29 protein-coding genes are annotated in these 24,901 nt (G+C 71.5%); 10 read left to right on the top strand and 19 right to left on the bottom strand.

Translation table 11 applies throughout. The features are described from left to right. Positions 1-12 precede the first annotated feature (12 nt). Positions 13-387 (top strand): hypothetical protein, encoded by a 375-nt coding sequence (locus TU31_RS38515; protein ID WP_158894334.1) that lies wholly within the window; start codon positions 13-15, stop codon positions 385-387. 114 nt (positions 388-501) lie between these two features. Here the strand turns inward: TU31_RS38515 and TU31_RS10090 are convergent, their stop codons facing one another. Together TU31_RS10090 and TU31_RS10085 are read right to left on the bottom strand one after the other, a co-directional pair. Then, a complete protein-coding gene (locus TU31_RS10090; protein ID WP_042152404.1) occupies positions 502-942 on the bottom strand; it encodes an SPW repeat protein in 441 nt (146 codons plus the stop codon). A 136-nt stretch (positions 943-1,078) separates the two neighbouring features. Continuing rightward, a complete protein-coding gene (locus TU31_RS10085; protein WP_042152400.1) occupies positions 1,079-1,651 on the bottom strand; it encodes a histidine phosphatase family protein in 573 nt (190 codons plus the stop codon). Positions 1,652-1,962: 311 nt separating this feature from the next. Here TU31_RS10085 and TU31_RS10080 point away from each other — a divergent pair, with 311 nt between their 5' ends. Both TU31_RS10080 and TU31_RS10075 read left to right on the top strand, forming a co-directional pair. Beyond that, positions 1,963-2,181 (top strand): CbtB domain-containing protein, encoded by a 219-nt coding sequence (locus TU31_RS10080; protein ID WP_042152397.1) that lies wholly within the window; start codon positions 1,963-1,965, stop codon positions 2,179-2,181. A gap of 15 nt (positions 2,182-2,196) precedes the next feature. Then, positions 2,197-2,946, top strand: coding sequence for a CbtA family protein (locus TU31_RS10075; protein ID WP_042152395.1), 750 nt, complete (start codon positions 2,197-2,199; stop codon positions 2,944-2,946). A gap of 101 nt (positions 2,947-3,047) precedes the next feature. Here the strand turns inward: TU31_RS10075 and ribA are convergent, their stop codons facing one another. Further along, positions 3,048-3,725 (bottom strand): GTP cyclohydrolase II, encoded by a 678-nt coding sequence (ribA, locus tag TU31_RS10070; protein ID WP_042153685.1) that lies wholly within the window; start codon positions 3,723-3,725, stop codon positions 3,048-3,050. Between the two features lie 140 nt (positions 3,726-3,865). Between ribA and TU31_RS10065 the strand changes: the two genes are divergently transcribed. Then, positions 3,866-4,621, top strand: coding sequence for a creatininase family protein (locus TU31_RS10065; protein ID WP_042152392.1), 756 nt, complete (start codon positions 3,866-3,868; stop codon positions 4,619-4,621). Beyond that, a complete protein-coding gene (locus tag TU31_RS10060; protein WP_107070670.1) occupies positions 4,614-5,453 on the top strand; it encodes a RibD family protein in 840 nt (279 codons plus the stop codon). Before TU31_RS10065 ends, TU31_RS10060 begins: the two co-directional genes overlap by 8 nt. Positions 5,454-5,456: 3 nt before the next feature. Here the strand turns inward: TU31_RS10060 and TU31_RS10055 are convergent, their stop codons facing one another. From TU31_RS10055 to TU31_RS10035, 5 genes are all read right to left on the bottom strand, one after another. Then, complete coding sequence (locus TU31_RS10055; RefSeq protein ID WP_042152387.1) at positions 5,457-6,587, bottom strand: lysylphosphatidylglycerol synthase transmembrane domain-containing protein; 1,131 nt, start codon at positions 6,585-6,587, stop codon at positions 5,457-5,459. Next, positions 6,584-7,462, bottom strand: coding sequence for a class I SAM-dependent methyltransferase (locus TU31_RS10050; RefSeq protein WP_042152383.1), 879 nt, complete (start codon positions 7,460-7,462; stop codon positions 6,584-6,586). The genes TU31_RS10055 and TU31_RS10050 overlap by 4 nt, the downstream gene beginning before the upstream one ends. Continuing rightward, positions 7,459-8,577, bottom strand: a complete 1,119-nt coding sequence (locus tag TU31_RS10045) for a glycosyltransferase family 4 protein (RefSeq protein WP_107070661.1) — start codon at positions 8,575-8,577, stop codon at positions 7,459-7,461. Before TU31_RS10045 ends, TU31_RS10050 begins: the two co-directional genes overlap by 4 nt. Then, a complete protein-coding gene (locus TU31_RS10040) occupies positions 8,574-8,972 on the bottom strand; it encodes a 6-pyruvoyl trahydropterin synthase family protein (RefSeq protein WP_042152378.1) in 399 nt (132 codons plus the stop codon). The genes TU31_RS10045 and TU31_RS10040 overlap by 4 nt, the downstream gene beginning before the upstream one ends. A gap of 76 nt (positions 8,973-9,048) precedes the next feature. Continuing rightward, positions 9,049-10,035 (bottom strand): zinc-dependent alcohol dehydrogenase, encoded by a 987-nt coding sequence (locus TU31_RS10035; RefSeq protein WP_042152376.1) that lies wholly within the window; start codon positions 10,033-10,035, stop codon positions 9,049-9,051. A 109-nt stretch (positions 10,036-10,144) separates the two neighbouring features. Between TU31_RS10035 and TU31_RS10030 the strand changes: the two genes are divergently transcribed. Further along, entirely contained in the window at positions 10,145-10,945 is an 801-nt protein-coding gene (locus tag TU31_RS10030; protein ID WP_370682726.1) for a CDP-alcohol phosphatidyltransferase family protein, read from the top strand. On the opposite strand, the gene TU31_RS10025 is transcribed toward TU31_RS10030, so the two are convergent. Beyond that, positions 10,914-11,309, bottom strand: a complete 396-nt coding sequence (locus TU31_RS10025; protein WP_042152368.1) for a DUF6126 family protein — start codon at positions 11,307-11,309, stop codon at positions 10,914-10,916. The genes TU31_RS10030 and TU31_RS10025 overlap by 32 nt on opposite strands. 74 nt (positions 11,310-11,383) lie before the next feature. Further along, the gene (locus TU31_RS10020; RefSeq protein WP_042153681.1) at positions 11,384-11,782 is read right to left on the bottom strand and encodes an ArsR/SmtB family transcription factor; all 399 of its coding nucleotides are present in this window, start codon (positions 11,780-11,782) and stop codon (positions 11,384-11,386) included. Positions 11,783-12,206: 424 nt separating this feature from the next. Between TU31_RS10020 and TU31_RS10015 the strand changes: the two genes are divergently transcribed. Beyond that, positions 12,207-12,581, top strand: coding sequence for a VOC family protein (locus TU31_RS10015; protein ID WP_042152364.1), 375 nt, complete (start codon positions 12,207-12,209; stop codon positions 12,579-12,581). A gap of 7 nt (positions 12,582-12,588) precedes the next feature. On the opposite strand, the gene TU31_RS10010 is transcribed toward TU31_RS10015, so the two are convergent. After that, on the bottom strand, positions 12,589-13,452 hold the full coding sequence (locus tag TU31_RS10010) for a siderophore-interacting protein (protein ID WP_042152362.1): 864 nt from the start codon (positions 13,450-13,452) through the stop codon (positions 12,589-12,591). Positions 13,453-13,490: 38 nt separating this feature from the next. Further along, on the bottom strand, positions 13,491-15,800 hold the full coding sequence (locus TU31_RS10005) for an ATP-binding cassette domain-containing protein (protein ID WP_042152358.1): 2,310 nt from the start codon (positions 15,798-15,800) through the stop codon (positions 13,491-13,493). Between the two features lie 79 nt (positions 15,801-15,879). Here TU31_RS10005 and TU31_RS10000 point away from each other — a divergent pair, with 79 nt between their 5' ends. From TU31_RS10000 to TU31_RS09990, 3 genes are all read left to right on the top strand, one after another. Then, positions 15,880-16,680, top strand: a complete 801-nt coding sequence (locus tag TU31_RS10000) for a TetR/AcrR family transcriptional regulator (RefSeq protein WP_042152355.1) — start codon at positions 15,880-15,882, stop codon at positions 16,678-16,680. Between the two features lie 491 nt (positions 16,681-17,171). Then, positions 17,172-18,275, top strand: a complete 1,104-nt coding sequence (locus tag TU31_RS09995; protein WP_245698480.1) for a right-handed parallel beta-helix repeat-containing protein — start codon at positions 17,172-17,174, stop codon at positions 18,273-18,275. 7 nt (positions 18,276-18,282) lie between these two features. After that, positions 18,283-19,311 carry a methyltransferase gene (locus TU31_RS09990; RefSeq protein WP_042152349.1) on the top strand — a complete coding sequence of 343 codons (1,029 nt, stop codon included), beginning with the start codon at positions 18,283-18,285 and terminating at the stop codon, positions 19,309-19,311. Between the two features lie 113 nt (positions 19,312-19,424). On the opposite strand, the gene TU31_RS09985 is transcribed toward TU31_RS09990, so the two are convergent. The 7 genes from TU31_RS09985 to TU31_RS09955 form a co-directional block, all read right to left on the bottom strand. Continuing rightward, complete coding sequence (locus tag TU31_RS09985) at positions 19,425-19,757, bottom strand: TcmI family type II polyketide cyclase (protein ID WP_042152347.1); 333 nt, start codon at positions 19,755-19,757, stop codon at positions 19,425-19,427. Between the two features lie 54 nt (positions 19,758-19,811). Beyond that, positions 19,812-20,285 carry an SRPBCC family protein gene (locus TU31_RS09980; RefSeq protein ID WP_042152345.1) on the bottom strand — a complete coding sequence of 158 codons (474 nt, stop codon included), beginning with the start codon at positions 20,283-20,285 and terminating at the stop codon, positions 19,812-19,814. A gap of 1 nt (position 20,286) precedes the next feature. Then, positions 20,287-20,556 (bottom strand): acyl carrier protein, encoded by a 270-nt coding sequence (locus TU31_RS09975; RefSeq protein ID WP_042152343.1) that lies wholly within the window; start codon positions 20,554-20,556, stop codon positions 20,287-20,289. Positions 20,557-20,571: 15 nt separating this feature from the next. Continuing rightward, on the bottom strand, positions 20,572-21,822 hold the full coding sequence (locus TU31_RS09970; RefSeq protein ID WP_042152341.1) for a ketosynthase chain-length factor: 1,251 nt from the start codon (positions 21,820-21,822) through the stop codon (positions 20,572-20,574). Continuing rightward, entirely contained in the window at positions 21,819-23,087 is a 1,269-nt protein-coding gene (locus TU31_RS09965; RefSeq protein WP_042152338.1) for a beta-ketoacyl-[acyl-carrier-protein] synthase family protein, read from the bottom strand. Before TU31_RS09965 ends, TU31_RS09970 begins: the two co-directional genes overlap by 4 nt. After that, on the bottom strand, positions 23,084-23,518 hold the full coding sequence (locus TU31_RS09960; RefSeq protein ID WP_042152337.1) for a cupin domain-containing protein: 435 nt from the start codon (positions 23,516-23,518) through the stop codon (positions 23,084-23,086). Before TU31_RS09960 ends, TU31_RS09965 begins: the two co-directional genes overlap by 4 nt. Before the next feature lie 68 nt (positions 23,519-23,586). Further along, positions 23,587-24,705: a SchA/CurD-like domain-containing protein gene (locus TU31_RS09955; protein ID WP_042152332.1), complete on the bottom strand. Its 1,119-nt coding sequence runs from the start codon at positions 24,703-24,705 to the stop codon at positions 23,587-23,589. Positions 24,706-24,901 lie beyond the last annotated feature (196 nt).

The following is a 24,901-nucleotide window of genomic DNA, read 5'->3' as shown; positions in this document are numbered from 1 at the left end:
GGCACTGCGCCGTTGACGCCTTGGTCAGACAGCCCTGACGTCGCGCGCTCACCGGAGCGATGCCCCTGCCCTTCGCCCTGCCTCCACGGCTCGGCCGTCCGTACGACCGGGAGAGGAGGGACGCCCCTGTCCCCGCATCACGACCGCGCCTTCGGCGAGCTCACCGAGCCGTTCCGGCACGGCGCCGCCCGCCGCCCCCGCCCGGCCTTACGCGGGCCGGCCCGACCCCGTCCGCACCACCGCTTCGCCTGGCTGGCGCCGGCCGCCGCGGCGGGCATACTGGCCGCCGGTGTCGTGCTGGCCCACGGCCTGCTCCTCGCCACCGGGCTGGTGCTGGCCGGGCTGCTGGGACAGCTCTCCGCGTACGGCCGCGACCGGCACCGCTAGGGGGCGCCGGACCGGCCACGCCGTATGCCGCGCCCCGATAAGTGAGCCGCCGGGCACTTGCCCCCATGTGAGGCAAGCGGCCGGCGGCTTTTTCACGCCCCCGTGGGGGCGCGGTCAGGTGGCGCGGCGGCTCTTCGACGCCGCGGCGACACACATGGCACCGAGCAGGAAGGTCAGGGCACCGATGACGATGTTGTTCCAGATCACGCCGGCGTCCGGGGAGCTGCCGACGATCCACGGCGAGATGATCATCCACACGCCGATCGCGCACATCGCGCCGCTGAGCCCGTACATCCGGTCAGGGGCCACGGTGAACCCGACCGCCATCAGGGCGATCGCGACACCGAGAATGAGGTTGTGCACCATCAGTGCCGACTGCGCGCCGGAGAAGTGGAGAATCCACGGCGAGACGGCGCAGTACAGGCCGACCAGGAGCACCGGGCCGTCGACGAGTACGACATCCCGCCCGCCGAGCACTCGCTCATACCGTGCCTGCATCTCAGAAGCGTCGGGGTGACCTGCGAGATCTCCCCTGTGGTGTGAGACGTCGGCCATGCGACTCGCCTCCTTCGTTCGCAAGCCTGGCCGTTCCACGTGGCATCGAACCACGCATCTTTATTCTGCGCTTATGTCGCCTTTATGTGTAGATGGCGGACCAGGTGAATTTTAAAGCTCTCCCGTCGTGGCGCCGTCACCTGCGGCCCAGCTCCCGCCCCAGCCCCAGATTCCAGCGCCCACCGCGACCACTCAGCTCGGTCACGGTCAGCGGCGGCACATCCAGCCGCCAGAACGCGTCCGGGGCGGCCCGCAGGGCGCACACCGCCGCGGCACGCACGACATCCGGCTCGACGACGGCCAGCACCCGGCCCGCGTCCAGGGCCATCCGCGCCAGCCAGCCCGCGATCCGGTCGCACAGCTGCCGCAGCGACTCCCCGCCGTGCCCGGTGAAGTCCGGGTCCGAGAGCCAGGCCGCCACCGCGACCGGCTCGGCGTCGGCCACCTCGGCCAGGGTCCGCCCACGCCAGCCGCCCATCCCGCAGCCCGCCAGCTCCCCCGAGGGCAGCACCGAAAGCCCGAGCTCCTCGGCCGTGCGGCGGCACCGGACGGAGGGTGAGGCAAAGGTCCGGTCGGCGGGCGGCAGTGCTCCGGCGGCGGCCCGGACACGGCGCAGCCCGGCCTCGCTCAGCGGGCCGTCGTCATCGAAACGCGCCTCGCGCTGCGCCTCGCCGGCGGCCGGTGAGACCAACATCACCCGAGTTGTCATGTCCTCTTCTCTCACTCCGCGCAGGGGCGGTAACCCCTCGCCCGCTCAAGGGAGTTGCCCGGACGGCGCGCCCCGTCCTGCGCCTCTCCGCCCCCTCCGTGGCCTTGGCCGGGGGGTCGGTTCGCGGTACCTTCCCGATGATATTGACGACGACATGACGGAAGCCGGTGGGATCCCGGCGCGGTCGCGCCACTGTATGTCCGGTTATTTACCAGCCCCCCAGGGCCGGGACCGGGCGAGCCAGACCCGGCATGTCGTTACGCACTCCAACGAACAGGGACGCGAGTTCCCCCGCACAGGAGGTCCTGGCCATGGCTCAGACCATCGCACCCCCGGCCACCGGCGCCGTCACCCCGGCTCCGATCCCCCTCAAGGCCATCGCTCCGTGGGCGCTGTTCTTCGGCGTCCTGATGCTGGTTCTGCTGTACTTCATCGGCGCCGAGCAGGGCGCCACTTCGCTGCTCTCGGGCACGGAGGTCCACGAGTGGGTCCACGACGGGCGCCACCTTCTCGGCTTCCCCTGCCACTGATCGGACCCCGCACCCATGAACTCCGTCACCATCAGAACCCTTCTGGTGCGCGGGATGCTCGCCGGTCTGGCCGCCGGTGTCCTGGCCCTCGTCGTCGCCTACCTGCTGGGCGAACCGAAGGTGGACGCCGCCATCGCGTTCGAGGATGCGCACAGCCACGAACACGGGATGGAGGTCGTCAGCCGCGGTGTGCAGTCCACGGCGGGGCTGGCGACCGGCGTACTGGTCTACGGGGTGGCACTCGGCGGGATCGCCGCACTGGTCTTCTGCTTCGCTCTGGGGCGGATCGGCCGGTTCGGTGCCCGCACCACGGCGGCGCTGCTCTCCGGCTCCGCGCTGGTGGCCGTGTACCTCGTACCGTTCCTGAAGTACCCGGCCAACCCGCCCGCCGTCGGTGACCCCGACACGATCGGCACCCGCACCGCCCTGTTCTTCCTGATGATGCTGCTCGGCATCCTGCTGGCCGTCGCCGCCACGCTCCTCGGCCGGCGGCTGGCTCCGAAGCTGGGCAACTGGAACGCCACGGTGGCGGCCGGCGCCGCGTTCGTGGTCGCCATCGGCCTCGCCTATGCGTTCCTGCCGGCCTACGACAATGTGCCCGAGGGCTTCCCCGGGACGCTGCTCTGGCAGTTCCGGCTGTCGGCGCTCGCCATCCAACTGGTGCTGTGGACCGCCTTCGGGCTGCTCTTCGGCCACCTCGCGGAGCGCGTCGTACCGGCCCGTCAGGAGGCCCCCGCGGCCGAGGCGGCAGCCGCCGTCTCCTGAGCCGGCCGGCCGCAACCACCGAGGGAGGGTCCGCGACTTCGCGTCGCGAGCCCTCCCTCGACGCGTAGTGGGCAGGGTGGGCGCCGTCCGGCCGCGCAGGCCTACAGACCGGGGACGCTGTCCAGATGCGGCAGATCGTGGTCGAGGCGCTCCCGTTTGGCGCGGAGGTAGCGGATGTTCTCCGCACGGGGCTGCATCAGCAGCGGGACCTGCTCGTCGACGGGGATACCGTGCCGCAGCAGGGCCTCGCGCTTGCGCGGATTGTTCGACAGCAGCCGCACGGACCGGACGCCGAGGTCCTGGAGAATCTCCGCCGCGGCGCCGTAGTCACGGGCATCGACCGGCAGCCCGAGCGCGATATTCGCCTCGACGGTGTCCAGCCCGCCCTCCTGGAGCTTCATCGCGCGGAGCTTTCCCAGCAGCCCGATACCGCGGCCCTCATGGCCCTGGAGATAGACCAGAATGCCGCGGCCTTCCGCCACGATCGCGCGCAGCGCCTCGGACAATTGGTCGCCGCATTCACAGTGGGTGGACGCGAAGGCATCACCGGTCAGGCATTCCGAATGCACCCGGGTCAGCACCGACTCCCCCACGACATCGCCGTGGACCAGGGCCACTTGCTCGATACCGCTCCGGCGGTCCAGATAGCCCACGGCGAGAAATTCACCGTAGGTCGTGGGCAGCCTGACCGTCACCACCTGTTCCACGCCCGGCCTTTGGCCGAAGGCATCATCGATTGCGACACGGAGGTCGGGGCCGGCGGAGTCCTCGGGGTCCATCATGGCGGCGATCGTACCCGCGCGGGTAAATGATCGGCAGAACTCACTCACCATGACAACAAGTATGCTGCGACGCCGTGACAAACGATGCCGGGACAACCACGACTCCGCGAGTCGGCGACGAAAGGCCGCAGCATCCCATGAGCGCTTCGGGACACCCGACTTCGGCTACCGGACCGCTGCCGGCGGACACCACGGAGGACGTACGGGCCCGGCGGCCGACGCTGGCCGTGCTGCCCATCGGCAGCTTCGAACAGCACGGCGCCTTCCTGCCGTTGACCACCGACACCGTCATCGCCTGCACCATCGCCCGGGAGGTGGCCGCCGGCCGGCCGGTCCAGGTGCTGCCGCCGCTGACGGTGTCCTGTTCGCACGAGCACGCCGACTGGCCGGGGACCGTGAGCATTTCCGCCCGCACCCTGCACGCGGTCGTCACGGACATCGCCGATTCGCTCCACCGGTCCGGTATCGGCACCCTGATTCTCATCAACGGGCACGGCGGAAATTACGTCCTGCGCAATGTCGTTCAGGAATCCGCCGGGCGCGGGGTGCGGATGGCACTGTTCCCCGGCTCGGCCGACTGGGACGCGGCGCGCACCCGGGCGGGGGTGGAGACACCGTCGCACACCGATATGCATGCGGGAGAGGTCGAGACGTCCATTCTGCTGCATGCCCATCCCGAATTGGTCAAGGAAGGCTATGAATCGGCGGATTGCGTCGCTGATGACCGGAAGCAGCTGCTGACGCTCGGCATGTCGGCCTATACCGAATCCGGTGTCATCGGGCGGCCGTCGCTGGCATCCGCCCGGAAGGGGCGGGAATTGCTGGCCGGGCTCACCGAGGCATTCGGTGAATATGTCGCGCTGTTCGCCGACCGGGCGGCAGCCGATGCCTGAGCTGCTCGACGCGTCGGCCGCCTGGGACCTGCTGCGGCGTATCCGCACGACGGACGAGGCGAGGGCCGCCGGGATGGTGCCGGACGGAGACGGCGGACTGCGCTGGGGAAGGCCCGCCACTCCCGAGGCGGCGGAGCTCGCCGGCCGCTATCTGCCGCTCTGCCTGGCCGGGCCAGAGGTCTCGTTCGCCCAGCTCGGGCAGAGCCTGGACGGCTTCATCGCGACCCGTACCGGCGATGCCGACTTCGTCACGGGCCCGGAGGACCGCTGCCATCTGCACCGGCTGCGCGCCCTGTCCGATGCGGTGCTCGTCGGGGCCGGCACCGCCGTGGCGGACGATCCGCGGCTGACCGTACGCGCCTGTGCGGGCGACAACCCGGTACGGGTGGTGCTCGATCCGCGGGGCCGGGTGCCGCGGAGCAGCGGGGTGTTCACGGACGGCGCCGCGCCGACGCTGTGGGTGGTGGGGCCGGATGCCGCCCCCGCGGACCCGGGCGCCGGAGTCGACGTCCTGGTGCTGCCGGATGCGGCCGCGTTCGCCCCGGAGCGGCTGCTCGCGGCGCTGGCGCGGCGCGGGCTGGGCCGGGTGCTGATCGAGGGCGGCGGGGTCACCGTGTCGCGGTTCCTGCACGAACGGGCGCTGCACCGGCTCTATGTCACCGTGGCCCCGGTCCTGCTCGGCGACGGTATCCCCGGCCTCCGTTTTCCCGGGACGCCGGTGATGCGGGAGGCGCTGCGCCCGCCGCTGCGGCGCGCGCTGCTCGGCGAGGACACGCTCTTCGAGTTCGCCCTGCGGTCGGCCGGTGAGCCTTCGGGCGGGCCGGTCGACTAGCGGTCAGGACGGACCGGCGGACCAGGGCGTCTCTCTCCGCTCGCCGTGCGTCCGCGCCTGGTACCGCGCTCCCCCGCCCACCGCCGACGGGACCTCCGCACCGCGCTGCCGGACCATCCCCGTACTCCCGGTACGGGGGTGCCCGTCCGCCGGGCGAGGCACGGTGGCGGACGCCGCAGGCTGCTCCGCGGGGAGCGGAGCGGCGCGGCGCAGGGCGGGTCCCAGCAGCACGGCGGCCCCGGGGAGGCTTGCGACGAAGGCGAGTACGCCGTAGATCACCGCGGTGGTGAGTCCCTGCGTCGCACCCAGTCCGGCGGCGCCGAAGGCCCAGGCGGCGACGCCTTCGCGGGGTCCCCAGCCGCCCACGTTCACCGGCAGCGCCATCGCGAGCAGCGCCAGCACCACCAGCGGCACCAGCTCGGCGGTCGGTGCGGTGACGCCCGCGACCCGGGCGGCCAGGACGAACATCCCGAGGTAGCCCGCCAGGACCGCCACGGACGAGAGCGCGACCCCGGGCCAGACGCCGCGGGCCAGCAGGCCCTGGCGGGCTTCGGCCACCACGGTGCGCAGGGCGCGTTCACCCCGGGAGGCGCCCCGGCGGCGGCGCAACCGGACGGCGACCGCCACCACCAGCAGGCCCACCACGGCGACGGCCAGCGCCACGGCGGGTGAGGCGAGGAAACGGGCGACCGGCGCCAGGACCGGCGACGGCCGGACGAGCAGTACCACCGCCCCGGTGACGAGCAGCACGACCTGGCCGGCGGTCCGTTCCAGGGCCACCGCGCGGACGCCCCGGCCGAGGTTGCCGGAGGTGCGGCCGTGGTCCACGGCGCGGTGCACATCGCCCAGCACGCCACCGGGCAGCGCCGCGTTGAGGAACAGCGCCCGGTAGTAGTCGGCGACGGCCCGGCCGAGCGGCAGCCGCAGGCCGAGGCCGCGGGCCACCAGACACCAGCGCCAGGCGCTGAACACCGTGGTCAGCACGCCGATGGCGAGCGCGGCCAGCAGGGTGGCGGCATCGATCCGGCGCAGCCCGTCCAGGAAGGCCTGCGAACCCAGATGCCACACCAGCGCCACCAGGATGCCCAGTCCCGCGAGCATCCTGAGCCATGCCACCCAGCGGGACCGCGTCATCCCACGCTCCCGGTCCGCTGCCGGGGCAGCGCCAGCAGATCGGTGTGGTACACCGCGACCGTCAGCTCCCCCGCCGCGCACTCCTCCAGCCGGCGGCGGAGGTAGGCGACGGCCTCGGGCGCCAGCTCCGGCCGCTGGGCGTGCGCGGCACCGACCCAGCCGCGCAGCCATTCGGCGGTCAGCGCGGATTCCGCACAGCCCAGCCGCCACGGGCTGGACTGCACCAGCACCGTCGCCCCGCGCCGTTCGAAGGCCGCGACCGCCGCCGCGATCGCGTCCGGACCGAGCAGTGCGCGGCCCTGGTCCGTGCGGCGCTGATGGTCGTTGAAGGCGTCGGCGATCTCGGCGTCGAACGGATCGGCCGGGGTCAGCTCGACCCGTCCGGCGACGGAGAGCGCCAGCAGCGCCGGGCTGCCCGCGCCCATACAGGCCTCGGCGAGGTCTTCCACCTCGTCGTGGGTGAGCAGATCCAGCAGTGCGGAGGCGGTGACCAGCGAGGTGCCGGCGAGGTCGTCGGCGGTGAGGGCGGCCAGATCACCGCGCGCGGTGGTGGCGGTAACGGGGGTGCCGTCGGCGGCCGTTACCGGCATCCGCGCCCCGGCGAGGGCGAGCAGCGCGGGGTCCAGGTCGTGCAGGACCCACTGCTGCGGTCCGGGCAGCCGGACGCCGAGCCAGCGCCCCATCGAGCCGATGCCACAGCCGAGATCACGGATCACCAGACCGCGGGGACCGCCGGGCGGGCCCTCGGGGGCGGGCTGTGCTTCGAGCCACGCCAGCAGCGGGCGCAGCAGCTCGGGGGCCCGGGCCGCGGCGTCGGCGCGCTCCCGCAACTCCAGCCACCGCGGGGCGAATCGGGGTCTCTCGGGCGCGCTCATCGCGTGCTCCGGGGCTTGTGCCGAACCCGTTCCAGCACTCCGGCCAGACTGTGCGACGTCATCTCCCACCTCTCCAGCATGGCACGCCGGGCGCGCGCCGAACTTCTGACCCCGTCACGCAGTTGTGGATCGCCGAGCCAGCCGCGCAGCGCGTCGGCGAGCGCCGCCGGCCGGCCGGGCGGTACGAGCACGCCGGGCACACTGCCGTCGGGGGCCTGCCCCACCGCTTCGGGTACGCCGTCCACCGCCGTCGCGAGCACCGGAATCCCGCGGGCCAGTGCCTCGGTGACGACCATGCCGTAGGTCTCCGCGTACGAGGTGAGCACCAGCAGGTCGGCGGCGGCATAGCTCGCCTCCAGGTCCGCGCCCATGCGGGGCCCGGTGAAGGTGATCCGGTCGTCGAGGCCGAACCCGGCCACCGCGCCGCGGAGTTGGGCGACATATCCGGGGTCGCGGCCGAGCCCGCCGACGCATGCGCAGCTCCACGGCAGGTCTTTGACCGTCGCCAGCGCGTCAATCAGGCGGTGCTGTCCCTTACGTGGGGTGACCGCGGCGACGCACAGCAGCCCGGTGACGCCGTCGGTGCCGGGTGCGAGGGGCGCCGGGTCGGCGCCGGGCCGGACCGCGTGGACCCGCTCGGGCGCCAGTCCGTGGTGGGTGACGAGCCGGTGGGCGGCCCAGTCGCTGGTGGCCACGACGGCCGCCACGGCGTGCAGGGTGCGGTGTTCGCGAGCGTCCAGCTCCGCGGCCAGAGCCGGGTCGAGGCCGGTCTCGTCGCCCAGCGGGAGATGCACCAGGACGACGAGGCGCAGCCGTTCCGCCTCGGGGGCGAGGATTTCGGGGACGCCGCAGGCGACCAGGCCGTCGAGGAGGACCACGGCGCCGTCCGGCAGTGCCGCCAGCCGCCGCGTCAGCTCCGCGCAGGCGGTGGCGTCCGGCCGCGGCCAGCTGCCGGGCAGCGCGTACGGGCGTACCTGCCAGCCCGCGGCCGGGAGATCGCGGCACACCCGGCGGTCGTAGGTGTTGCCGCCGCTGGGTGCTGCCGGGTCATCGATGTCACCGGGCAGGACGAAGTGCACCACCCGCTCCGCCGGGGTGGCGCCGGTGCGGGTCACAGAGTGCGCTCGTACGTCGCCCAGGCGATGTGTGACTCGTGCAAGGTGACCGATATCCCGGCCAGCTCGCGGGCGCCCTCGCCGAGGTTGCCCGCCTCGATGCGGTCGGCGAGCCGGTCGGCGATGACCTTGGCCAGGGCCTCCGTCGAGGTGTTGATACCGGCGAAGGCGGGCTCGTCGTCGAGGTTGCGGTAGTTCAGCTCCGCGACCACACCGCCGAGTTCCTGGGTGGCCAGGCCGATGTCGACGACGATGTTGTCGGCGTCGAGCTCCGCACGGCGGAAGGTCGCGTCCACGATGAAGGTCGCGCCGTGCAGACGCTGCGCGGGGCCGAAGACCGCGCCGCGGAAGCTGTGGGCGACCATCAGGTGATCGCGGACGGTGATGCTGAACAAGGCCGTTCCTCCGGTGTGATGTCGGTCTCAGTGGCGGGGTCGCCGGGGACGAATTCAGGGCGGTTTCGTGGGGCGGTCAGCCGTCCGCCGGCGGGTAGCGGATGCGGTGGCACAGCGCCGGCAGATCGCCGGAGACGAGCCGGGGCAGGACCTCCGGCAGCTCCTCGAAGGCGGACTCGCCGGTGATCAGCGCGTCGAAGGCGGGGTCGGCGAGCAGGTCCAGGGCGAGCGCGAGCCGGTCGGCGAAGGTACGCCGGGCGCGGCGGGCCGGGGAGACCGCGCCGACCTGACTGCTGCGGACGACCAGCCGGCGGGAGTGGAATGCCTCCCCCAGCGGCAGGCTGACCTGCCGGTCTCCGTACCAGCTCAGCTCGATGACGGTGCCTTCCGGGGCGAGCAGTTCGAGCGAGCGCGCCAGCCCCTCCTCGGTGGCGCTGGCGTGGACGACGAGGTCGCAGTCGCCCAGGGCGTCCTGCGGCAGGGCGAAGTCCACGCCCAGTGCCCTGGCGGTCGCCGCCCGCGCGGGATCGGCGTCCACCAGCTGCACCCGGACCGCGGGGTAGCGGGCGAGGACCGCGGCGACACCGCAGCCCACCATGCCCGCACCGATCACCGCGATCCGGTCGCCGACCAGCGGCGCGGCGTCCCACAGGGCGTTCACCGCGGTCTCCACGGTGCCCGCCAGTACGGCCCGTGGGGCGGGCACCGAGTCGGGTACCGGAGTGACCGCGCTCGCCGGGACCACATAGTGCGTCTGGTGCGGGTAGAGGCAGAAGACCGTGCGGCCCAGCAAGGCGGACGGCCCTTCCTCGACGACACCGACATTGAGGTAGCCGTATTTGAGGGGCGCGGGGAAATCGCCTTCCTGGAAGGGCGCCCGCATCACGGAATGCTGGCTCACGGGGACGCCGCCACGGAAGACCAGGGTCTCCGTTCCACGGCTCACTCCGGAGCAGAGCGTGCGCACCAGAACCTCGTCGGGATCAGGGTTCCGTAGGGGTACCTCCCGGATTTCACCCTGACCTGGAGCGGTTATCCAAAACGCACAAGCAACGCGCGGCATCGTGAATCCTCCTGGACGCTCCGGCGATGATTCGTCGATGCTGGGGATCATGAGAACGCCGTCACCATACGCGGCACCTCTCGACTCCGCCACACATCCGGGAGGCATGGTGGCCGTACAAGAGCGTTACGACACAAGGCCGTTCGGACCGGACATTACGGCGGGCACGGGAGTGCAGCTGCTCATGCTGGAAGCGCTCCGCCGGGTCGTCGGTCTGAGCACCGCGGGGTGGCTGACGGGCTGCGTGTTCGCCGTGGCCACCTGGGTGGTGCTCACCGTCGCGCTGCGCCGGTCGTGGACCCCGTCGTTCGGCATGGCCAACCGCGTCACCCTGGCCCGCACCATCCTGGTCGGCGGGGTGACGGCGCTGGTCGCGGACTCCTTCGAGCGGCGGACGCCGGTCGCGGTGCTGGTCGCGCTGGCCGCCGTGGCGCTGGTCCTGGACGCGGTGGACGGGCAGGTGGCCCGGCGCACCGGCACCGTGACGCCGCTGGGAGCGCGCTTCGACATGGAGGTCGACGCCTTCCTCATCCTGGTGCTCTGTGTGTATCTCGTGGAGCCTCTGGGCCCGTGGGTGCTGTGCATCGGCCTGATGCGGTACGTCTTCGTCGCGGCGTCCTGGGTCTGGCCGTGGCTGAGTGGCGCACTGCCGCACAGCATGGCCCGCAAGACCGTGGCGGCGCTTCAGGGCGTCGTGCTGGTCGTGGCCGGTGCCGGCGTGCTGCCGCACCCCGCGGCGGCCCTCGCGGTGAGCGCGGCGCTGGCCCTGCTCGTATGGTCCTTCGGGCGTGATGTCGGCTGGCTGTGGCGGGTCCGGGCGCTCGCGGGCGGCCCGGCTGCGGTAGCTGACCGGGACCGGGCCGAGGCGAGCCTGGCCGCTATGTCCCGGCGTGCCGGCCCAGATAGATGACGAGCGCCAGGAAGACCAGCAGCAGATGGCTGACGACGAAGTAGAGGAACACCCGTCGCCACAGGCTGCGCCGGGGAGCCCGGTGGGTGAACAGGACCGCGCCGGGCAGCCGCGCCAGCTGGGTCCCCGGGCGGATCGCGGTCGCCCGGGGCCGCCGGACGCCGCAGCGCGCCGAGGTGTGCGGGCGGGCCGCGCCCTCCGGGCAGACCCCGCCGTGTCCGCGTGCCGTACGGACCGCCCCGCGTCCGGGCGGGCGTCCCCGGCAGGGCCGTACGGTGCCCGGGCCGGAGAGTGTGGGTATGCAGGTGCGGGAGCGGACCGCCCGCCAGGGCGGCGGCCCCTTACGCCGTGGTGCGCCGGACATCCGCGATCACCCTGTTCCGGTGCTCATACGGACCGTGCCCGTCCGGCCGGCGTCCATGGAGCGCGGCGGGCGGATCACGAGACCGCCCCCACTGCGCCGGGCGTCGGCACCCCGGCGGCCGCCGGCCGGGCGCCGGGCTCGGCCTGCCGGAGTTCGGTGAGCAGGGCATGCTGCCCGGCGAGCACCTCGGTGAGGGCCCGGCGGGCGACTCCCAGCAGCTCGGTGACCTCGCCGCCGGCCAGCTCGTAGACGACGGTGGAACCGCTGCGGGTGGCCGTCACCATGCCCGAGCGGCGCAGCACCGCCAGCTGCTGGGAGAGCGCGGACGGCTCCACCCCGATCGCGGCGAGCAGACCGCTCACCGGCATCGGTCCGCTCTGGAGCAGTTCCAGCACCCGGATACGGACCGGATGGCCCAGCATCCGGAAGAAATCGGCCTTGGCCTGACAGACCGGAAGCCACGCACCGTTCATGTCCGCGCCCCGCTCCCGGGACCGGCCGCGGACCACGCCGCACACACCCGTTCCCCTGCCGATTCGGCGAAACCGCCCACGCATGTCCTCCGCGTTCAGGCCGCACGGCCATCGCGTCATCTGTTGAATTGCGGAATTCTGCAACTGTAGACGACGGGGGCGGGCGACTTGAATGGGTGTCGCGGACAAACCGGGGGCGGGCGCGGTACGGGGGCGGCCGGGAGTGCGCCCCCGTCCGCCCGCTCACCACCCGGCCCGCCGCTTTCCGCACGAACTCAACAGCGGCCACGCGCAGTTGCCGGGCCGGCCGGCCCGAGGTGCGTCGACGCCGGACCCGCACCTGCCGCGGGTGCCCGCGCGGCCGGTGCCCCGCCCACGGCCCTTCCGGTGGACAGCCCCACCGCCCAACCACATAGTGACGCCCATGACTTCACTGGTTCGCCATCTGACCATCGACTGCGCCGACGCCTATCGCCTGGCGCGCTTCTGGGCGGAGGTGCTGGACGGCTCGCTGGCCGAGGACGATCTGCCGGGTGATCCGGAGGCCACGGTCACGGCCGCGGGCAGTGCGCTGCTGTTCGTCACGGTGCCCGAGGCCAAGACCGGGAAGAACCGGGTGCACCTGGATCTCCAGCCGCAGGACCGGGGCCGGGACGAGGAGGTCGAGCGGCTGCTGGCGCTCGGCGCGACCCTGGTGGCCGACCACCGGCGCACGGACGGGACCGGGTGGGTGACGCTGGCCGATATCGAGGGCAATGAGTTCTGTGTGGAGCGCAGCGCGGCGGAGCGGTCGGGCTGAACCCGCCTCAGCCCTGCGGGGGCCGGGCGGCCGCGAGGCGCGCCCGGGCCTCGGCGAGGTCCTCCTCGGTCGGGGCGTCGTCCTGGGTGAGCGTACGGCGCCAGTAGCCGCTGAAGTCGATCCGGCCCTTGTCGATACGGCGCTCGTCGACCAGATGACGCCGGAGCGCACGGACCGCGCCCGCCTCCCCGGCCAGCCAGGCGAAGACCTGCCCGGGCGGGAAGGTGAGGGCACGTACGGCGGCCGGTAGGGCGTCGTGGCGGCCGTCCGTGTGCACCCACCGCACGGTGAGCTCCGCCCGGGTCGTGAAGTGCTGCTCGTCGGCCGGACCGGCCACCTCGACGCAGGCCAGCGCGCGGGTGCCGGCCGGCAGCGCCTCGACGAGGGAGCCGATGGCCGGCAGTGCGGTCGCATCGCCGGCCAGCAGCAGCCAGTCGGCCCGGTCGAGCGGCAGCGGCTTGGCGTACTCGGCGGCCGGGCCGTACCGGGCGAGGAGGTCGCCCACGGCGGCGGAGGCCGCCCACCGGGTCGCCGGGCCGGCCGTCGCCGGTGTGCCATGAAGCACGAAGTCCACGGTGATCCGGTGCCGGACAGGGTCGTAGGCGCGCACCGTATAACTGCGCATCCACGGCCGTTCGTCTTCGGGGAGGGCGAGGAACGCCTGGTACCAGCTCATCGCGTCGCCGTCCGCGGCGGCGTCGGGCAGCCGGGGCGCGCGCCGGCCCGGCTTGGGGAAGAGCAGCTTGAGCTGCTGGTCGGGCCAGGTCGGGAAGTCGTCGAGGCCATCACCGGCGAAGGTGACGCGGACCATGTGCGGGGTGATCCGCCGGACGTCGGTGACCTCTATGAGCGCGACGGGCACGGCCGTCATCGGGTCCTCCATGGGGCAGCAGGGGTGCGGGCGGTGGCTTATACGGTGTGCGTCGTGAGGTAGCTCCGCAGGTGGCGGGCCGTCAGCGAGTCGCCGGTGGCGACGAGATCGGCGGGGGTGCCGGTGAAGACCACCCGCCCGCCGTCCTGGCCGGCGCCGGGGCCGAGGTCGACGATCCAGTCCGCGTGCGCCATCACGGCTTGGTGGTGCTCGATGACGATGACGGTGTTGCCGTCGTCGACCAGCCGGTCCAGCAGGCCCAGCAGCTGGTCCACATCGGCGAGGTGGAGTCCGGTGGTCGGCTCGTCGAGGACATAGACGGCGCCCCGCTCCGCCATGTGGAGGGCGAGTTTGAGGCGCTGGCGTTCGCCGCCGGAGAGGGTGGTGAGCGGCTGGCCCAGGCCGAGATAGCCCAGCCCCACCTCGGCGAGGCGGTCGAGGACGGTGCGGGCCTGCCCGGTGGGGAAGAACTCCCGGGCCTCGGCCACCGACATGGCGAGGACCTCGCTGATGTTCTTGCCGCGCAGGGTGTAGGTGAGGACCTTCGGGGTGAAGCGCTTGCCCTCGCACTCCTCGCACACCGAGGCCACCCCCGCCATCATCGCGAGGTCGGTGTAGACCAGGCCGATGCCCTTGCAGGTGGGGCACGCCCCTTCGGAGTTCGCGCTGAACAGGGCGGCCTTGACGCCATTGGCCTTGGCGAACGCCGTACGGATCGGACCGAGCAGCCCCGTGTAGGTGGCCGGGTTGGACCGCCGGGAACCCCGGATCGGGGACTGGTCGGCGACGATCACGCCGTCCCGTCCGGGCAGTGACCCATGGATCAGGGAACTCTTGCCCGAGCCCGCGACGCCGGTGACGACGGTGAGCACCCCGAGCGGGATACCGACGCTGACGTCCTTGAGGTTGTGGGTGTTCGCGCCGCTGATGGACAGTTCCCCCACCGGCTGCCGGACCCGCTCGCGCAGCCTGGCGCGGTGGTCGAGGTGACGTCCGGTCAGGGTGCCGGATGCGCGGAGCGCGGCGACGTCGCCGGTGAAGCAGATCTCTCCCCCGGCGGATCCGGCTCCCGGGCCGAGGTCGACGACATGGTCGGCGATCGCGATCGTCTCGGGCTTGTGCTCGACGACCAGGACCGTGTTGCCCTTGTCGCGCAGCCTCAGCAGCAGGTCGTTCATCCGCTGGATGTCATGCGGGTGCAGGCCCACGGTCGGCTCGTCGAAGACATAGGTGACATCGGTCAGGCTGGAGCCGAGGTGCCGGACCATCTTCACCCGCTGGGCCTCACCGCCGGAGAGCGTGGCGGACTCCCGGTCCAGGCTCAGATAGCCCAGACCGATCTCGACGAGCGAGTCGAGGGTGTGGCAGAGGGTGGCGACCAGCGGGGCCACGGCGGGGTCGTCGATGCCCCGGACGAAGGTGACCAGGTCGCTGATCTGGAGGGCGGCGCATTCGGCGATATTGCGGCCGGCGATCCGGGAGCCGAGCGCGGCGGGGTTGAGGCGGGCTCCGCCGCAGGCACCGCAGGCGGTGAAGGTCACCGCCCGGTCGACGAAGGCCCGGATGTGCGGCTGCATGGCGGCGCGGTCCTTGGCGAGGTAGGTGCGCTGGAGCCGTACCAGCAGGCCTTCGTAGTTGATGGTGGAGGTGCCCACCTTGATCTTGGTCGGGGGCTTGTGCAGGAAGTCGTCCCACTGGGCGGGGGTGAAGTCCTTGAGCTTGACGTCCGGGTCGAGGAATCCGGAGTGGGCGAGGGTCTGCCAGTACCACGAGCCGACGGTGAAGCCGGGAGCGGTGATCGCCCCCTCGTTGAGGGAGAGTTCGGTGTCCAGCAGCTCGCCGGTGTCGATCGCCGAGACCTGGCCGAGCCCCTCACATTCCTGGCACATGCCCTCGGCGCTGTTGAAGCTGAAGGCGGTGGAGGTACCGGCGTGCGGGGTGCCGAGGCGGCTGAAGATGATCCGCAGCATGGTCTGTGCGTCGGTCGCGGTGCCGACCGTGGAGCGGGAGTTGGCGCCCATCCGTTCCTGGTCCACGACGATCGCCGCGCTCAGGTTGCGCAGCGCGTCGACATCGGGCCGGCCCTGGCTCGGCATGAAGGACTGGATGAAGGCCGTATAGGTCTCGTTGATGAGCCGCTGCGATTCGGCGGCGATGGTGCCGAAAACCAGGGAGGACTTCCCCGAGCCGGAAACACCGGTGAAGACGGTGAGCCGGCGCTTGGGAATGTCGAGCGAGATATCGGCGAGATTGTTCTCCCTGGCGCCGCGGACCTGGATCAGGTCGTGACTGTCCGCGGCGGATGTTTCCCCGTTGTCCGGCCCTCGGCGGGTCTGCCGGTCCCCCATGTGCGCTGCCACCCCTCTGCTATCTTTACGCCGTAAAGAGTTCGATCGGGACGTTACTTTATGCCGTAAGGAGTCGCAAGTGGTGGTTTTCGCGGGCCAGGGTGACGCCCGTCGTTCGATGGCGCTGCTGTGGCGTGCGGAAGGCACCGCCGGAGCGCGGACGAGGCGGTGGCCGGGGCCGAAACCGGCGCTGAGCGTGGCGGCGATCGTCGACGCCGGGGTGGCGGTCGCGGACGCCGACGGCATGGCGGCGCTGTCCATGCGCGCGGTCGGCGAGCGGCTGGGGCGTACCGCGATGGCGCTCTACACCTACGTCCCCGGCAAGAGCGAGCTGGTGGACCTGATGTACGACCAGGTGCTGGCCGAGCTGCCCACCGACTACGACCTCACGCCGGGCTGGCGCGCCGCGGTGACCTCCTGGGCCGAGGACACCTGGGAGTTCTACCTCCGCCACCCCTGGGTGCTCCAGGTCTCCCAGGCACGTCCGGTGCTCGGCCCCAACGAATACCGCGCCCTGGAGACGCTGCTCCGCCTGCTGTACGCGACCGAGCTGAGCTCGGCGGTGCTGCGGCGGGTGGTCGGGGCGCTGTTCCACTTCATCCGCGGCGCCGCGCAGACCGTGACCGAGTCGCGGCAGGCCGCGGCCTCGACGGGGGTGTCCGACGAGGAGTGGTGGCAGGCCCGTTCCGGCATGCTGACCGAGATGGTCCCCGATTTCGCGGAGCGCTTTCCGCTGCTGGTCCGGCTGGAGACCGAGGGCGCCGCCCCGGATCCGGGCGACTCGGTCCCCTATCTGGAACGCGAGGCGAGGAGCACCTTCGACATCGGACTCACCGTCATCCTGGACGGCATCGAGGCGGCCATCCATCAGGGCCGTTGAGGGGGGCGCCACCCTGGCGGCCCGCTTTCCCGCGGCCGTTGGGGTGATCAAGGGGGCTCGCTGCGCCCGGGCCGGTGTCGTCGGCCGGGCTTGGCGCGTTGGTCTTCCGTGACCGTTTTCCGCGCCCGTCCGTGGTTTCTGCCGACCAGCCTCGCGGCTTTCCTGACCGAGGCGTGGCCGGACGGGCCGGCTGATGCCCCGTCGGATGCCCGGCCCGACACCGGATCCGACGGACCGTCGGATACGCCGTCCGGCACCCCCTCCGATACCCGGTCAGCTGATTCCGGGCCGACCGATTGCTCCTCGCGCCCGGACACCGCCGGCTCCCCCGACAGGGACCCGGACAAGCCCGCTGACCGGCCCTGATGGCGGGCCCGGCGGCAGGCCGGGCAATGGAGCTGACGGCGTGTCGAAAGCTGGCGGCTGCACACACCGTGACGTTCGGCTCACCACGTGTGGCGAGCCGGAGTGATCACCCATAGCTTCGCCTCATGGTGCTACGACAGATGAAATACATGGGCTGCGTCGCCGCGATGATGATCGGCGGCATCGGTGCCGCGTCACCGTGCGACGCGTCGGGACGCCACGTCGTCCACGCAGGCGAATCGATCCAGCGCGCGGTGGACAAGGCGCGGCCGGGCGACACCATCGTCCTCCGGCCCGGCGTCTACCGGGAGAGCGTGCTGATCAACAAGTCACGGCTGCGCCTGGTGGGCGCGGGCCGCAAGACGGTGATCACTCCGTCGAACAGGCGGGCCGCGAACGCCTGCGGGAAGGACGGCAACGGCATCTGCGTCGTCGGAAAGGGCAGGACGCTGCGGGACGTCACGATCCGCTCGCTGACCGTCAGGGGCTTCAAGAAGAACGGGATCTTCGCCTCCGGGACCGACCGGCTCTCGGTGGTCCACGTGACCGTGCGGAAGAACGGTGTCTGGGGCATCGCGCAGGAGAAGTCCATCCGGGGTGTGTTCCGCGACAACTCCGCCATCGACAACGGTGACGCGGGCATCTTCCTCGCGAACAAGACCAGGGAAGAGGGCGGCGGCGCCGACACCCGGGGCGCCGTGATCAGCGACAACTACCTCGCGGGGAACCGGATCGGCGTCACGATCCGGCGGGTCAGGAACCTGACGGTCGGCTACAACACCATCACCAGGAACTGCGGTGGGGTGTTCGTCGTCGGTGACGAGTCCCGTCCCCAGGCCGGGGCGCTGACGGTACGGAACAACTCCATCTACAAGAACAACAAGTTCTGCCGCGGCAACAGCCGGCTGCCGGACATCCAGGGCTCCGGCGTCGTGCTCACCGGCGCCGAACACGTCCTGGTGCGGCGCAACGTGATCCGGGACCACCACGGCAAGTCCCCGCTCTCCGGTGGTGTCGTGCTCTTCCACAGCTTCGTGAAGGTGCTCAACCACCACAACGTCATCAGCCACAACATCGTGCTGCACAACAAGCCGGTGGACCTGGCCAACCGGGACCTCCCCGGCAAGGGGAACCGGTTCATCCGCAACGTCTGCCGGACCTCGGAGCCGGACGGGCTGTGCCGTCGGCTGCACCGGGACGGGCTGAACCCGTCGGCGACGACTGAATAGAGGCGCAATGACCACCGTAAGTCCCACTCCCCCACCCGCGATGCGGCTCCGGGAGCTGATCTTCGGAGCCGCTTGTGCGGCGGCTGTACGGGCCGCGGCGCGCCTCGGTGTCGCCGATGCCCTCGGCGACCGGCCCACCACGGCGGAGGAGCTGGCCGCCGCGGTGCAGACCGAGCCGCGGCCGCTGGACCGGCTGCTGCGCACGCTGGCCTGCTACGGGATCTTCGCCCAGACCGACGACGGGAAGTACGTCCACACGGAGATGTCCCGGCTGCTGCGGGAGGACACCCCGAACAGCCTGCGCTACATCTCCCTGTGGTGCACGGAGCCGTGGACCTGGGAGGCCTGGCCGCGGCTGGACGACGCGGTGCGCTCCGGCCGCAGCGTCTTCGACGACCTGTACGGCAAGGGGTTCTTCGACTACCTGCACGAGGACGCACGGGAGTCCGCCGAGGTCTTCAACCGGGCGATGACCACGTCCAGCAAGCAGTCGGCGCAGGACATCGCGGGGCTGCTCGATCTGACCGGGGCGTCCTCGGTGGCGGACATCGGCGGTGGCCAGGGCCATGTCCTGGCCAGCCTGCTGGAGAAGTACCCCACGCTCCAGGGCACTCTGCTCGATCTGCCCAAGGTCGTGGCGAACCCGGACCCGCGGCTGGGGGACGGCGGCGCGCTGGCCGCACGGGTACGGATCGTGCCCGGCGACTGCCGCGACGACATCCCGGTCCAGGCCGATGTCTACATCATCAAGAACATCCTGGAGTGGGACGACGAGAGCACCCGCAGAACACTGCGGAACGTCGTCAAGGCCGCCCGTCCCGGCGCCCGGGTCGTCATCATCGAGAATCTCGTCGATGACAGCCCCTCCATGAAGTTCACCACCGCCATGGATCTGCTGCTGCTGCTCAATGTCGGTGGCGCCAAGCACACCAAGGCGAGCCTGGTCAGCCGGATGGCCGAAGCCGGCCTGAAGGTCGGCGAGATCCTGGTCGTCAATCCGTATCTGCACGCCTTCGAGTGCACCGTCCCTGAATGAGCCGGTCCGGGCACGGCAGGTCGCCCGGTGAGGAGACCGCTCCTCGCCGGGCGACCTTGCCCCTGCCCGGGGATGCGCGAGAGCCGGGGGATCACCTCGGCTCCGCGTGCGCGTCAGCTGCTGCCGTCGCGCTGCCAGCTGTAGAACTGCTGGGCCATCGCGTCCTTGGGGCTCCGCCAGGTCTCCGGGTCATAAGCACTGACGAAGGCGGACAGCTTGTCGCTGACGGCGCGGAATTCGGGGTGTTCCGTCACCTTGGCGATCTCCGGGCCGGGCGGCCGGTCGGATTCGATGAGGTGCAGATACACCTCACCGAACTGGAAGAGGGTCCGCCGCGAGACGCCGACCAGGTGGGGCAGTTCCGTACGGTCGGAGGCCTTGAAGACCTCGGCGATGTCCGGAGCCGAACCCGGTTTCATGCGCGCGACGATCAGAGCGTGATGCATCAGGGGTCCCTTCGTTGCCGCCGGGAGGCGGTCCGAACGCGGCCTGGTGGGCCGTCAGCTGACGGTGGCGGAGCGGAGCTCGCGGTCCCGCTGCTCGATCCGGTCCCGGATGAGCTCCATCTGGATCCGGGAGTTGCGGTTGATCATCTCGGTCATGCCCTTGTCGTCGACCGGGGCGTCGGGCTTCATCGCGAAGTCCTGGGTCCAGTGCATCGAGGTGCCGCCCGGGATCTCGGCGTACTTCCAGTGGATGTCCATGTGCTCGAACGGACCGGTCTCGACGCGGCGGGCGCGGACCGAGCGGTTCTGGCGGTCGACGACCCGCTCGGAGACCCAGCTCCAGACCGTGCCGTTGTCGTCCGGGTGCATCGTCAGCCGGAAGGTGGTCTTGTCGCCTTCCCTGGACAGCACCTCGACCGAGGCGTACTCACTGAACAGCTGCGGCCAGTTCTCGATGTCGTTGGTGATGTCCCAGACGAGGTCGAGGGGCGCCGCGATGGTGATGTCGTTCTCGGTGTGGCCGGGCATGTCATGCTCCTGTCGTAGGTACGGTGTCATTGGCGGTGTTCACGAGGGCGAGGAAGTCGCGCGGCGTCTTGCAGCGCTCCGCGTCGGTCGGCATCGGCCGGCCCTGACGGTTCTCCAGCTCGCCCACGATGCCGAGGAGACCGAGCGAGTCGAGGCCGAAGTCCGCGAAGGTCGCGTCCTGCCGGTTCGCCAGCTCCTTGGGGTCGACGGTGAGGCCGGCCGCGGACTTCATCAGCGCGGCCAGCTCATTGAGCGTCAGTTGAGCGGTCATCTGAGGTTCTCCTTCTCATGAGGGGGACCCGGAGCCCTTCCGCAGCACCATCGCCGCGTTCGAGCCCATCAGTCCCCGGCTCAGCACCAGCGCCGTCCGCAACTCGGCCGGGCGGGCCCGGCCGGTCACCACGTCAAGGTCGTGGCAGACGTCGACGACGTTGGGGGTGGGCGGCACGACGCCGTACTCCATCGCGAGCACCGCGGCCGCGGTGTCCAGGACGGGGGCGCCGCAATACGCCCGGCCGGTGCCCGTCTTGGGAGCGGTCACCGGGACCTGCGAGGCGTGCCGGCCCAGGGCGTCCGCCAGCGCCAGCGCCTCGGCCCGGTCGGCCGCAGGAACGCCGAGCGCGTCCGCGAACACCACATCGACCTCCTCCGGGGCGCACCGCGCGTCCTCCAGCGCGCCGCGGATCGCATGGGCGAGCCCGGCCCGGGACTCCTCCCACAGGGAGGCCCCGGTGAAGGTCGCGGCATGCCCGGCCAGCACGGCCCGGACACTCGCCCCGCGGCTCTCGGCCGCCGCTTCCTCCTCGACGATCAGCATCGCGCCGCCCTCGGCGGGCACGAATCCGCACGCGCCGCTGGTGAACGGGCGGTAGGCGCGGGCCGGATCGTCGAGCTTGCTCAGATCGTCGTAGCCGAGCTGGCAGACGACCGAGTAGGGGGCCAGCGGCGCCTCGGCGGCGCCTACGACGACGGCGTCGGTGCCGCGCCGGATGGTGCGGGCGGCGTGCGCCAGGGCGTCCAGACCGCCCGCCTCGTCGCTGGCCACGACTCCGCACGGCCCCTTGAAGCCGCCGCGGATGGAGATCTGTCCGGTGCTCGCCGCGTAGAACCAGGCGATGGACTGGTACGGGCCGACATGGCGGGAGCCCTGGCCCCAGAGCCGTTGCAGCTCCCGCTGGCCGAACTCGCCACCGCCCGATCCGGCGGCCGTGACGACTCCCACCGCGAACGGTGAGTCGTTGTAGTCGGCACGGCCGAGCCGGGCGTCGTCCAGCGCGAGGTTGGCCGCCGCCATGGCGAAGTGGGTGAACCGGTCGGTCTGGACGAGGTAGCGCTCCTCGATCAGATCCGCCGGATCGAAGCCCCGGACCTCACCGGCGACCTTGAGGGGCAGATGCTCACACCCCTCACGGGTGACGCGGTCGAGGACGCTGATGCCCTCCACCGTCGCCTTCCAGAAGGTCTCGGTGCTCACCCCGTTGGGGGCGATGACACCGATGCCGGTGACGACGGAACGACGTTCTTCCGGGGAGCTCATGATGCCCTCCCACCCTGTCGGGTCAGTACCACCGCTGACTGGAATCCACCGAAGCCGCTGCCGACCGAGAGCACCGAACGCAGCGGCAGCTCCCGGGCCGTCTTGGGCACATAGTCGAGGTCACACTCCGGGTCCGGAGTCTCGTAATTGGCCGTCGGCGGCACCACCTGGTGGGTGAGTGCCAGCACACAGGCCACGATCTCGATGGCGCCGATCGCGCCGAGCGAGTGGCCCACCATGGATTTGATGGAACTCATCGGCACCTTGTGGGCGTGGGCGCCCAACGACCGCTTGACCGCGGCCGTCTCGTGCCGGTCGTTCTGCTGTGTGCCCGAGCCGTGCGCGTTGACGTAGTCCACCTGGGTGGCGTCAACCCTGGCGTGGCCGAGGGCGCGGTTGATCGCCTCGGCCATCTCCAGGCCCTCCTGGGTGAGGCCGGTCATGTGGTACGCGTTGCCGAAGGTGGCATAGCCACGTATCTCACAGTGGATGGTCGCTCCGCGGGCGCGGGCGTGTTCCAGCTCCTCCAGGACGAGCACGGCGCCGCCCTCACCCATCACGAATCCGTCGCGGTGGGCGTCGAACGGGCGGGAGGCGTGCGCGGGATCGTCGTTGTTCGCCGAGGTCGCCTTGATCGCGTCGAAGCAGGCCACGGTGATCGGGGAGATCGGCGAGTCCGAGGCACCGGCGACACACACATCGACCCGGCCCTCCTCGATGGACTGGAAGGCGTACCCGATGGCGTCGAGGCCGGAGGTGCAGCCCGTCGAGACGGTCTGCACCGGCCCGTGGGCGCCGATCCGTTCCGCCACCGCGGAGGCGAGCGAACTCGGGGAGAACGCCCGCTCCAGGTGGCGGCCGGCCGGCCGGTGGTCGACGTCCCAGCGGGCACCGTGACCGCTGACGGCGACATAGTCGTGCTCCAGCCGCGTGGTGCCGCCGACCGCGGTGCCCAGCGACACCCCGACCCGCCAGGGGTCCTCCGCCTCGGTGTCCAGGCCGGCGCTGCGCAGCGCCTCGTCCGCCGCGACCATGGCGAACTGGATGTACCGGTCCGAGCGGGCCACCTGCTCCTCGCTCAGCCCGTGCGCCGCGGGATCGAAGTCGCACTCGGCCGCGATACGTGAACGGAAACCCTCGGGGTTGAAGAGGGTGATGCCACGGGTCGCCGTACGACCGGAGGACAGCAGGTCCCAGAAGGCGGGCACACCCACGCCGCCCGGAGCGACGATGCCGACGCCGGTGACCGCCACGCGGCGGGTCATGACACCGGCTCCGTGCGTTCCGGTGGCGCGGCCGGTGTGCTCTCTTCCGTGCCCTCGGTGTCGACATGGCCGAGCTCGGGGCGCGGTGCCAGCGGGCCGAGGTGGAAGACCATCCGGGCCTCGTCCTTCCCGACATTGCGGAAGCGGTGCCGCATGTACGGGGGGATCAGCAGACCCTGGTCCGGGCGCAGCGGGTGCGGCTCCCCGTCGAGGTCGACTTCGAGCATGCCCTGCACGACGTACACGAACTCCTCGGAGTACGGGTGGTAGTGCTCGCCGATGCGCTCGCCGGGCTGCACGAGTGCCATGCCCATGAAGCCGCTCGTGGCGCCCACCGCGCTGGGTGTCAGCATGGCGCGCAGATCACCTCCGCGCCGGCGGTTGGGCTGGGTCTCGCTGAGGTCCACGATGCGTGGGCGGTGCGTGGTCATGGCTGTTCCTCCAGGGGCGTGGTGCCGGCGGTTGAATGGGGTGAGCGGCCTGCCTACGGCCGGGGGCGTCAGGCGCCCGGTGCCCGGCGGTCGGTGATGAGGGCCATGTCGGCGCGCTCCAGGAAGTGCGCGATCTCGCGGTCGTTCGACAGACCGCCGGCCACATCGGTGTCGATGAGGCGCCGCAGCACGGCCGTCTTGCGGGGGCCGCGCACGCCGAGCGACAGCATGGGGTCGCTGTCGACGGGGATACGGAGATCGACCATCCGGACCACGACGTCGTCGCGCTGGAAGATGGTGCTGCCGGCGACGGGACAGGACGGGTCGTCGGCGGCCAGTTCGTCCTGGCGGGCCAGCATCCGGGCCAGCGCCATGCCGCAGCCCTCTTTGGCGGGGTAGTACAGCGCATGCCGGCGGATGCCGTCGGGCTGCTGTCCGCCCGCCGCGACGTGGTGCACCGCGGGCAGGGCGGCACGGGTGAAGAACACCCGGGCGGAGTTCGGGTCGCTGAGGTCGCGGTCCTGCTCCAGATACGGGTTGATGGCTTCCTCGACGGCCCGGACCTCGGGCTGCTGGGAGATGTGCCGCAGCGCCGCGACGAGGTCGCCCTGCACCTCGACCGCGCGCACGACGCGGTTGCCGTGCATGAAGAGGGAGGTGCGGCGGAGCCTGGTGGTGTCGTCGACCCGGGCCTCCGGGGAGGTGTAGCCGGCGAGGATCTCCGCGACCATCGATTCGCTGCCCGGCTTCACGGTGAAGGTCAGCGCGTGCCGGACCACTCCGTCGCCGACGCGGGGGTTGGCCTGGAGCCGTCCCTTGGGGGGCTCGGGCGCGAGGCTGGCGATGTTCGAGGTCTCGCGCAGCACGCTGAAGCGCAGCGACCTGGTGTCACGGACACAGCCGTGCAGCGGCTGCACCATCTTGACGTGTTCCTCGCTGTTGACCCAGGCCAGGAACGGCGGCGCGCTCTCCCATTCGCTGGTGATGAGCCACTGTGAGGGGTTCTCGATGGACTGGCACAGCTGGTCGGTGATGTGCCCGGGGACGGACGCGACCTGGTTGCGCAGGTGCTCGTAGGCTTCCAGGAAGTCCTGCTGGGCCCCTTCGTGGAGATCCAGGAGCAGCACGACCCGAAGCCGTGAGCCGTCGAAGGCTGACTGGGATATTCGTTCCGACAGCGTTGTCATCGTCTACGCATCTCCTTCGGGGCCCGACGGCCCCAGTGGTGCGTCGTCAGTTCCGGTGCGATCCGGTGACTGAGCCGGATGGTGGGGGCGGCCCGCCCGGTGTCCGGGGGCGTCCCGGATTCGATCGTGGCCGGGACCCACGGGCGGCGCGAGATCTGTGAGCCATGCAGGTGAACCGTGATCGAACACGGCCTCA

This window comes from Streptomyces lydicamycinicus (genome assembly GCF_000829715.2).
Taxonomy (GTDB): Bacteria; Actinomycetota; Actinomycetes; order Streptomycetales; family Streptomycetaceae; genus Streptomyces; species Streptomyces lydicamycinicus.
The sequence above is the reverse complement of the archived record's forward strand: the minus strand, read 5'-3'. Positions and strand labels throughout refer to the sequence as shown.